A 9838-nucleotide genomic window follows, 5' to 3' on the forward strand; every position below is an offset into this window, starting at 1 on the left:
CACGACTGAGCCCCTGTCCGGCATACACCGGACAGGGGCTCGGGAGTGACGTGTTCCGCTACGCGAGCAGCGCCGGGATCGTCGCCTCGTGGGCGTCCTTCAGCTCGCTCAGCGCGATGCTGAACTCGCCCTGGATCTCGATCTCTTCGCCGTCCACGACACCGACCCGGGTCGCGGGCAGCCCGCGCGCACCGCACATGTCGGTGAAGCGGAGCTCCTCGCTGCGCGGTACGGCGACGACCGCGCGGCCCGCCGACTCGCTGAACAGGAAGGTGAAGGCGTCGAGTCCGTCGGGGACGACCAGCCGGGCGCCGTTCCCGCCGCGCAGGCAGGACTCGGTGACGGCCTGGATCAGACCGCCGTCGCTCAGGTCGTGCGCCGCGTCGATCATGCCGTCGCGGGACGCCGAGATCAGGATCTCGCCGAGCAGCTTCTCCCGGTCCAGGTCCACGGCCGGCGGCAGCCCGCCGAGGTGGTCGTGCACCACCTGCGACCAGGCCGAGCCGCCGAACTCCTCGCGGGTATCCCCGAGCAGGTAGAGGAGCTGGCCCTCGTCCTTGAAGGCGATCGGCGTACGGCGGTTGACGTCGTCGATCACACCGAGCACGGCCACGACCGGCGTCGGGTGGATCGCCGTGTCACCGGTCTGGTTGTAGAGCGAGACATTGCCGCCGGTCACCGGGGTGCCCAGCTGGAGGCAGCCGTCCGCCAGACCGCGCGTGGCCTCGGCGAACTGCCACATGACGCCCGGGTCCTCGGGCGAACCGAAGTTCAGGCAGTCGGAGATCGCGAGCGGCCTGGCGCCGGAGGCGGCGACGTTTCGGTACGCCTCCGCCAGCGCGAGCTGCGCGCCGGTGTACGGGTCGAGCTTCGCGTACCGGCCGTTGCCGTCCGTCGCCATCGCCACGCCCAGGTTCGACTCCTCGTCGATCCGGACCATGCCGGCGTCCTCGGGCTGCGCGAGCACGGTGTTGCCCTGCACGAACCGGTCGTACTGGTCGGTGACCCACGCCTTGGACGCCTGGTTCGGCGACGCGACCAGCTTCAGGACCTGCTCACGCAGCTCCGTCGCGTTCGCCGGGCGGGCCAGCTTGTTCGCGTCGTCGGCCTGGAGCGCGTCCTGCCAGTCGGGGCGCGCGAAGGGGCGCTCGTACACCGGACCGTCATGGGCGACGGAACGCGGCGGTACGTCGACGATCTGCTCGCCGTGCCAGAAGATCTCCAGCCGCTCGCCCTCGGTCACCTCACCGATGACGGTGGCGATGACGTCCCACTTCTCGCAGATCTCCATGAAGCGGTCGACCTTGTCCGGCTCGACCACGGCGCACATGCGCTCCTGCGACTCGCTCATGAGGATTTCCTCGGGCGAGAGGGTGGCGTCACGCAGCGGTACGGTGTCCAGCTCGACCCGCATGCCGCCGGAGCCGGCGCTCGCCAGCTCGGACGTCGCGCAGGACAGACCGGCGCCGCCGAGGTCCTGGATACCGGCGACGAGCTTCTCGGCGAAGATCTCCAGGGTGCACTCGATGAGGAGCTTCTCCTGGAACGGGTCGCCGACCTGGACGGCGGGCCGCTTGGCCGGGCCTGTCGACTCGAAGGTCTCGGAGGCCAGCACGGAGACCCCGCCGATGCCGTCGCCACCGGTGCGGGCGCCGTAGAGGATCACCTTGTTGCCGGTGCCGGACGCCTTCGCGAGGTGGATGTCCTCGTGCTTCATCACGCCGATACAGCCGGCGTTGACCAGCGGGTTGCCCTGGTAGCAGGCGTCGAAGACGACCTCGCCGCCGATGTTCGGCAGGCCGAGGCAGTTGCCGTAACCGCCGATGCCCGCGACCACACCGGGCAGCACCCGCTTGGTGTCGGGGTGGTCGGCCGCGCCGAAGCGCAGCGGGTCCACGACGGCGACCGGGCGGGCACCCATGGCGAGGATGTCGCGGACGATGCCGCCGACGCCGGTGGCCGCGCCCTGGTAGGGCTCGATGTACGAGGGGTGGTTGTGGGACTCGACCTTGAAGGTGACCGCGTAGCCCTGGCCGACGTCCACGACGCCCGCGTTCTCACCGATGCCGACGAGCATGGCGTCGCTGGCGGGGGCCTTCTCGCCGAACTGCTTCAGGTGCACCTTGCTGCTCTTGTACGAGCAGTGCTCGGACCACATGACGGAGTACATGGCCAGCTCGGCGCCCGTGGGGCGGCGCTCCAGGATCTCGCGGATCCGGGCGTACTCGTCCTCCTTGAGGCCGAGTTCCTTCCAGGGCTGATCGGCGTCGGGCGTCCCGCCCGCGTGCTTGACCGTGTCGAGGGTCTTGATGGTCATCAGGCGCTTACCAGCTTCTTCAGGATCGAGGTGAAGAATCCGAGGCCGTCGGTACGGCCCGTACCGATCAGCGGCTCCACGGCGTGCTCGGGATGCGGCATCAGGCCGACGACATTGCCCGCCGCGTTGGTGACGCCGGCGATGTCGCGCAGCGAACCGTTGGGGTTGCCGTCCAGATAACGGAAGGCGACCCGGCCCTCGGCCTCCAGCTCGTCGAGCGTGCGCTCGTCGGCGACGTACCGGCCGTCGATGTTCTTGAGGGGTACGGAGATTTCCTGGCCCGCCGAATAATCGGCGGTCCACGCGGTGTCCGCGCTCTCCACCCGCAGTTTCTGATCGCGGCAGATGAAGTGCAGATGGTTGTTCCGCAGCATCGCGCCGGGCAGCAGATGCGACTCGGTGAGGATCTGGAAGCCGTTGCAGATACCGAGGACCGGCATACCGGCCTTCGCCTGCTCGATGATCGTTTCCATCACCGGCGAGAAGCGCGAGATGGCGCCGGCCCGCAGATAGTCGCCATAACTGAAACCGCCGGCCAGGACGACCGCGTCGACCTGCTTGAGGTCTTTGTCACGGTGCCAGAGCTGTACGGGCTCGGCTCCGGCGATCCGGGCGGCCCGCAGGCTGTCCCGGTCGTCGAGCGTGCCGGGGAAGGTGACGACTCCGATACGAGAGGTCACTTCGGCTCCTCGACCTTCACGACGAAGTCCTCGATCACGGTATTGGCGAGGAAGGTTTCCGCCATCTCATGGATGCGCGCGAGGGCGGCGTCGTCGACCGGCCCCGCCACTTCGAGCTCGAAGCGCTTTCCCTGGCGGACGTCGGCGATCCCCTCGAAGCCCAGACGGGGCAGTGCGCGCTGCACCGCCTGTCCCTGCGGGTCGAGGATCTCCGGCTTGAGCATGACGTCGACTACGACGCGTGCCACTGGCACTCCCGGTGGTGTGGTGCGGCTGGTTCTAGCTGCTGCGTTGGCTGCGTTCTCCAGGGAATCCCCCAGACCCCCCGAGCTTCCCTCAGCGTACCCGCCGGGAAAATCTACGCGGATAGATGCGTACGGGGGTGAGACGGGGACGAGCCGGGAGGCTCGGCGGAGAGCGGGGCGGACCGCGCGGCGGAAGGTTTGTGCGGGGCGCACGCGGGGCGGATTCGATGGAGATCACGCGGCGTTTTCGCTCCCGGCACAAGAACCTGACACAAGGCCTGACACAAGACCAGACGCAAGAGCGGGCACAAGGGCAGGCACAAGGCCGCGGACAAGGCAGGAAAAATCGCGGGCAAAAATCACGCATCTCATTGCCCCGGGACACGCTGATGCAATTGGCTGGGCTTCACAATGCGACGTCTGCCGCTGTACAAAGGAATACAGAAGAAAGAATCATTGCCCCATAACAGCCGGAAGGCCGGTATCACCGCACGTCAGCCGTGTTTCCCGCACGAGTCGGACGCAGCCGGGTACCGCAAGAAAGGACCGATCTCCGTGGCGCAGCGTGTAGTGGTCACACTCTCCGACGACATCGACGGCGGAGAAGCAGCGGAAACGGTCATGTTCGGCCTGGACGGGAAGTCGTACGAGATCGACCTCAATCCAGCCAATGCAAAGAAACTACGCAAGGCGCTGGCACCGTTCGTAGCAGCCGGTCGAAAGCAGACAAACGCCAGAAAGTACGGCAAGTTGCGCACGACCTACCGGCACACCTCCCTCGCCCCCGATCCGGCGGCCGTCCGCGCCTGGGCGCTCTCCCACAAGATGGAGGTGCCGGCTCGCGGCCGGATCCCCAAGCGGGTCTACGAGGCGTTCCGCGAAGCCAGTTGAGCGACGTCGTCACGCACCGAGTTGCGAACCACCCCTATTGATCGGCTAGAGTCTGGAGCACGCCGAGGGGCAAGGCCGAAAGGCCCGAACCTCACGGAGCGTGCGGGTGTAGTTCAGTAGTAGAACGCCCCCTTTCCAAGGGGGAGGCGCAGTGTGCAATTCCTGTCACCCGCTCCGCATCGCTCTCCAATCCACTTCGGTGGATGAGTTCACTCCGGTGGATCAGGTAGAGTGATGGCCGCACCGAATACTTGGTGCGCTGCGGACGTAGCTCAGTTGGTAGAGCGCAACCTTGCCAAGGTTGAGGTCGCCAGTTCGAACCTGGTCGTCCGCTCAGAAGCGAAGGCCCCGATCAATTGATCGGGGCCTTCGTCGTGTCCGGTTCTCGACACCGCAACAGCGGGAACGACGCATCCAGGACGCACAGTGGGCACAGCAGGAACAGCGGTCATAACGGGGGGAGATGCGCGATGTCCGGGCTGACAGGCTGGTGGCACCACAAGAGCAAGCCGCTCAAGGTCGAGCTGTACACCCGCTGGTCGTTCCACTTCTTCACGCTCGTAGAGATCGCGGGGGTCGGCCTCGCGGCGGTCGGTGCCAAGGCGGGGCCCACGGCCGGCTGGCTGATCCTGCTGGTGGGCGCACATGCCGGGCTGTGCGGGGTACTCCAGTCCAGGGCTCTGGACTGGCGCCTCGGCCTGCGTGAGCAGCCCGTACGGCTGATGCTGGCCGTGACCGCGCTGTCCACGGCGAGCCTCCTCCTGGTCGTCGCCCTGCGCGCCGGCGGCCTGATCCGGGAGAACGTGCCCTCCGCGTATCTGCTGATCGGCTTCGCGGGCTTCGGCCTGGGGGCGGCTGCTCTGGCGATGCGCAAGGCCGCGCACATGACGTACGCCGTGCTGGGCACGACGATGGCCACGGCCACCGTCAGCCTGCTGCTCGGGCTGCCGGGAAACAAGGCCCTCGGCAATGCCGTCGGAGTCCTTGTGACGAGCACGATCCTGGTCTTCACCTACGTCTTCTCGGCCTGGCTGCTCAACGCCGTATGGGACCTGGACAAGGCCCGCGCCCTCCAGTCGCGGCTCGCGGTCGCGGAGGAGCGGCTGCGTTTCGGGCGCGATCTGCACGACGTGATGGGCCGCAACCTCGCGGTGATCGCGCTGAAGAGCGAGCTGGCGGTCCAGCTCGCGGAGCGCGGCAGGCCGGAGGCCATGGCCCAGATGACCGAGGTGCAGCGGATCGCGCGGGAGTCGCAGCGGGAGGTACGGGAGGTCGTGCGCGGCTACCGGGAAGCGGATCTGCACACCGAACTGGAAGGAGCCCGGGGAGTGTTGGCCGCTGCGGGCATCTACTGCCGGATCGAGGGGGACGGCGGCGGCGGCCTTTCGGCCGGGGTTCAGTCGGTGCTGGGATGGGTGGTGCGCGAGGCGACGACGAACGTGCTGCGGCACGGGGACGCGAAGCGGTGCACGGTACGGCTGACGGAGTCCGTGGGACGCGAGGAAGCGGAGGGGCGGGAAGTGCTGCTCGTCATCGAGAACGACGGCCTGCCGGCCATGAGGGCGGAATCCGGGAGAACGGAATCGGGGAGGACGGAATCCGAGGTGGGTGCGGGCGTGAGTGCTGAGGCTGGGACTGGGAGGGGGGATGACGTGGGGACAGACGTGAGCGCGGGTGCTGCCGAGCCGGCCCGGAAGGGATCCGGTCTCGTCGGTCTGCGGGAACGGCTGGCCGCGCTCGGCGGCACGCTGGACGCGGGGCGCACGGACGGAGACCGCTTCCGGGTGACGGCGCGGGTGCCGCTGCCCGCACCGGGGCCCGGCGGCTCTCCGGCGGGGGAGGGGGTCGCGGCATGACCTCCGTACCTGGTCCCGGACCCATCCCGACCCCTGGACACGCTCACGCTCTCACTTCTGCCTCCGTTCCTTTCCCCGCTACTGCTTCTGCTCCTGCTTCTGTTCCTGCTCCTGCTCCTGCTCCTGCTGCCCAATCCGCCCCCGTACGGGTCCTGTTGGCCGACGACGAGCATCTGATCCGGGGCGCGTTCGCGGCGCTGCTCTCGCTTGAGGACGATCTCCTGGTGGTCGCCGAGGCGGCCTCGGGACCCGAGGCGCTGGCGATGGCGCGGGCCCACCAACCCGATGTGGCCGTACTGGATCTCCAGATGCCGGGAGCGGACGGTGTGAAAGTCGCCACATCGATCCGTACCGAACTGCCCGGCTGCCGGACGATGATCGTGACGAGCCACGGCCGGCCCGGCCATCTGAAGCGGGCGCTGGCAGCGGGCGTCCGGGCGTTCGTGCCCAAGACCGTCAGCGCGCGGCAGCTCGCCGAGATCATCCGTACCGTGCACGCCGGGAACCGTTTCGTGGACCCGGACTTGGCCGCCGACGCGATCTCCGCCGGCGACTCGCCGCTGACCGCGCGGGAGGCCGAGGTCCTGGAGCTGGCGGCCGACGGTGCGCCGATCGCGGAGATCGCCGAGCGCGCCTCGCTGTCGCCGGGGACCGTACGGAACTACCTGTCGTCCGCCGCGACCAAACTGGGGGCGGAGAACCGGCATGCGGCAGTGCGTCTCGCACGGGAGCGAGGTTGGGTATAGTTGGCCTCGCGCCACGGCGCATGCGGACGTAGCTCAGTTGGTAGAGCGCAACCTTGCCAAGGTTGAGGTCGCCAGTTCGAACCTGGTCGTCCGCTCAGAAAAGGAAGCCCCCGGTCGATCGCCGAATTCGACCGGGGGCTTTTTCGTGTCTCGGTGGGGCCAGTGTCTCGGTGGGGCGAGTGTCTCGGTGGGGAGATCCGCCCGTGCGAAATCCGCTTACCGCCAGCTGGTTCCGGTGAGGACTTCGTACGCCTCCAGGTACTTCGCCCTGGTCGCGTCGACGATCTCCTGCGGCAGCGCGGGCGGCGGCTGCTCGCTCTTCCTGTCCCAGCCGGACGCCGGGGAGGTCAGCCAGTCCCGTACGTACTGCTTGTCGTACGACGGCTGCGCGTGACCAGGCTCCCAGGTGGCGGCCGGCCAGAAACGCGAGGAGTCGGGGGTCAGCACCTCGTCGGCGATCACCAACTGCTCGCCGTCGAAGCCGAATTCGAACTTGGTGTCGGCGAGGACGATCCCCCGGTCACGGGCGACATCACGGGCCCGGCTGTAGACATCGAGGGTCGTCCGGCGCAGCCGGGCGGCGGTCTCCGCGCCGACCTGGCGGGCGACTTCCTCGTACGTCACGTTCTCGTCGTGATCGCCGACGGCCGCCTTCGTGGCAGGGGTGAAGATCGGGCCGGGCAGCTCGGAGCCGTCCATGAGCCCCTCGGGGAGCGCGAGTCCGCAGACGGTGCGGGACTGCTCGTACTCCAGGAGCCCCGAGCCGGTGAGATAGCCACGGGCGACGCACTCCACCGGGACCATGCGCAGGGACTTGCAGACGAGTGTGCGGCCGGCCCAGTCGGCGGGGGCGCCGGCCGGGACGTCGGTGGAGATCACATGGTTGGGTACGAGGTCCGCGAGCCGCTCGAACCACCAGATCGAGAGCTGGGTGAGGACCCGGCCCTTGTCGGGGATTTCGGTCGGCAGCACCCAGTCGTACGCGGAGATACGGTCGCTGGCGACCATCACGAGGTCGCCCGCCTCGTCGCGGTACAGATCGCGCACCTTGCCGGTGTGGATGTGCACCAGACCCGGGACCTGTAGGGGCTCGGGCTTTTCTACGAATCCGGACACGGTTCCTCCCGGGGTTCTGTCCGATCTGAGAGATCGCCTCGATTCTCCCGTATGCCGGAAGCCCCAGCTCGCAGGGGGCGCTCGCGCCCTCGCGTCAGTCCCGTTTGCAGATCCGGTCCAGGAGATTGGCGGTCGCGCGCTGGATACGGGCGTCGATATGGCCGGGGCGGTCCAGAGCCGGCGACCAGGCGAAGGTCCCGGAGGCGAAGACGAGTGCGCCGGAGGGGGCCCGGTAGAGCGAGGTCTCCTGATGGCGCCGGGCGTTCTCGCTGTCGCGGTACGGGGAGTGCGCGAGCAGGACCCGTTCCTGGTTCTCGGGGAGTGCGGTGCGCGGGAAGTAACGGTCGGCCTCGCCCGCGACCAGCCCCTCGATCTCGTCGCCCTCGGACGCGCCGGTGGCTTCCCAGAGCCAGTGATCGGCGTTCCGTACGACAAGGGGGTACGGCTCCGGGACGCGGCCCGCGTACTGGATGCCGAGCAACTGCTGTTCGGGCCTGTCCACTTCACGCCAGAGCGCGGAACGCCCTGGGCCGCGCCGCTTGCGGCAGGTGAGGAGGCGGTCGGGGACGCCGGAGGCCGAGGGGCCCAGCTCCACCTGCCAGTACATCGTGTTGGCAGAGAGGAAGACCAGCGAGGTGCCCTGGTCGCGCGCCAGCTCGACGGTGCGGCGCATGGGGACGGACCAGTACTCGTCGTGGCCGGGGAAGATCAGGCCCCGGTAACGGGTGGGGTCGATGCGGCCCGCGTGCAGATCGCGGCTGTCGGCATAGGCGAGGTCGTAGCCGTAACGCTCGGCCCAGCGGATGAAGTCGTAGGCGTGGCCGACATGGAGGGGCAGGCCCGCGCCCGCGTACGGACGGTCGAAGGAGACGGTGGTCGCGGCGTCCCGCTCACCGAGGAGCCGGCCCTGCTCGTCCCAGGCGTGGTAGAGGCTGGCACCCGTGCGGCCGTCCTCGGGATAGAGGTTGTAGGCCTGCCAGGTGATGTCGGGGAGCAGCAGGAGCAGGTCGGCGCGGCGATCGTCGCGGACGGTGAAGGGGATGTGGGAACGGTGGCCGTCGAGGGTGGTGAGGACGGCTACGTAGGCGCCGGGCGCCCAGTGCGACGGGATCTGGAGCCGCCAGGAGAGCCACCAGTGGTGGCAGGAGAGGGAACGGTCTGCGGTGAGGGGCGGGGGCTGGACGATGCCGGAGAGCCGAGGGCTGGTGGTTATCTTGAAGGCCCCGTCGCCGCCGTAATGGCCGATCCGGTAGATGTCCACGGAGAACTGCTGGGGCGGGTCGACGGTCACATGGAAGTCGATCGCCTCTTCGGGCGCGACGGCGCCCGCGGACGCGAATCCCTTGATCTGACGGTGTACGTCGTCGGCGGTACGGGTACCACCGCTGTCCAGATCCGGGGCGGCGTACCAGGGCACGACCTGCCCCGTGTCGTCGAAGTAGTTCTCGCTGCCGCGCAGCCAGGGCAGCGGCCCCTGCCCGAAGGGATCACTGACCGCGTGGGCGAGAGCGCCCGATTCCCATCGCCGGATCCGGTCCGCCCCCATGGTGCGCCCCTCCTCCGAGCCCCCGCGCCTGTTGGTGGCACGGTCGTGGATATATGCGTCGATACGAGCGCCGACGCGCCGGTGTTGCGACCGTTTGACCGACCGGGGATACGGCCGGCATCGCGGTCGACTCTCAGCGTGTGCCCCCAGCACATCACATAACGCACGCATCCCGTCACCGTTCGTCGCGAATTGACGTTAACGGAGCGGGCTCCTCCGGATGCGGGATGTGGTATGGGGCAGAGAAGCGTGCCGGGGAGCGCGGGGTGTACGGAGGGGCGCAGCTAAAGCAGAGGGGGGAGCATCCGGCGCCGAGAGGGGGCGCGGAGGGCGGGGCTGCCGGACGTGCCCCCCCCCGGCGGGGCGGGCGGCGGGGCCGGGGGGGGGGGGGGGGGGGGGGGGGGGGGGGGGGGGGGGGGGGGGGGGGGGGGAAGTTATCCC

At 68.9% G+C, this 9838-nt stretch carries 8 protein-coding genes and 3 tRNA genes; 6 read left to right on the forward strand and 5 right to left on the reverse strand.

The window, feature by feature from the left end:
* Positions 1-58: 58 nt before the first annotated feature.
* The 3 genes from purL to purS are packed head-to-tail and all read right to left on the reverse strand — an operon-like array spanning position 59 to position 3245.
* Complete coding sequence (gene purL / locus ACIOJD_RS33555; RefSeq protein WP_401920154.1) at positions 59-2317, reverse strand: phosphoribosylformylglycinamidine synthase subunit PurL; 2259 nt, start codon at positions 2315-2317, stop codon at positions 59-61.
* Positions 2317-2997: a phosphoribosylformylglycinamidine synthase subunit PurQ gene (gene purQ, locus ACIOJD_RS33560; RefSeq protein WP_401890416.1), complete on the reverse strand. Its 681-nt coding sequence runs from the start codon at positions 2995-2997 to the stop codon at positions 2317-2319. The genes purL and purQ overlap by 1 nt, the downstream gene beginning before the upstream one ends.
* Complete coding sequence (gene purS, locus ACIOJD_RS33565) at positions 2994-3245, reverse strand: phosphoribosylformylglycinamidine synthase subunit PurS (protein WP_401920156.1); 252 nt, start codon at positions 3243-3245, stop codon at positions 2994-2996. The genes purQ and purS overlap by 4 nt, the downstream gene beginning before the upstream one ends.
* Positions 3246-3797: 552 nt before the next feature.
* On the opposite strand from purS, the gene ACIOJD_RS33570 reads away from it, so the two are divergent.
* The 6 genes from ACIOJD_RS33570 to ACIOJD_RS33595 all read left to right on the forward strand — a co-directional run bounded on the left by ACIOJD_RS33570 (position 3798) and on the right by ACIOJD_RS33595 (position 6830).
* Complete coding sequence (locus tag ACIOJD_RS33570; protein ID WP_401920158.1) at positions 3798-4133, forward strand: Lsr2 family protein; 336 nt, start codon at positions 3798-3800, stop codon at positions 4131-4133.
* Positions 4134-4235: 102 nt separating this feature from the next.
* Positions 4236-4307 (forward strand) — tRNA-Gly (locus ACIOJD_RS33575).
* A gap of 87 nt (positions 4308-4394) precedes the next feature.
* Positions 4395-4467 (forward strand) — tRNA-Gly (locus tag ACIOJD_RS33580).
* 136 nt (positions 4468-4603) lie between these two features.
* Positions 4604-5989: a sensor histidine kinase gene (locus tag ACIOJD_RS33585; RefSeq protein WP_401920160.1), complete on the forward strand. Its 1386-nt coding sequence runs from the start codon at positions 4604-4606 to the stop codon at positions 5987-5989.
* Between the two features lie 152 nt (positions 5990-6141).
* On the forward strand, positions 6142-6735 hold the full coding sequence (locus ACIOJD_RS33590) for a response regulator (RefSeq protein ID WP_401920178.1): 594 nt from the start codon (positions 6142-6144) through the stop codon (positions 6733-6735).
* A 22-nt stretch (positions 6736-6757) separates the two neighbouring features.
* Positions 6758-6830: transfer RNA gene (locus tag ACIOJD_RS33595), tRNA-Gly, on the forward strand.
* Between the two features lie 121 nt (positions 6831-6951).
* On the opposite strand, the gene ACIOJD_RS33600 is transcribed toward ACIOJD_RS33595, so the two are convergent.
* Together ACIOJD_RS33600 and ACIOJD_RS33605 are read right to left on the reverse strand one after the other, a co-directional pair.
* Positions 6952-7851, reverse strand: a complete 900-nt coding sequence (locus ACIOJD_RS33600; protein WP_401920163.1) for a phosphoribosylaminoimidazolesuccinocarboxamide synthase — start codon at positions 7849-7851, stop codon at positions 6952-6954.
* A gap of 94 nt (positions 7852-7945) precedes the next feature.
* Positions 7946-9397, reverse strand: a complete 1452-nt coding sequence (locus ACIOJD_RS33605; RefSeq protein WP_401920165.1) for a N,N-dimethylformamidase beta subunit family domain-containing protein — start codon at positions 9395-9397, stop codon at positions 7946-7948.
* Between the last annotated feature and the right edge of the window lie 441 nt (positions 9398-9838).

This window comes from Streptomyces sp. NPDC088116 (assembly GCF_044741745.1).
Taxonomy (GTDB): domain Bacteria; phylum Actinomycetota; class Actinomycetes; order Streptomycetales; family Streptomycetaceae; genus Streptomyces.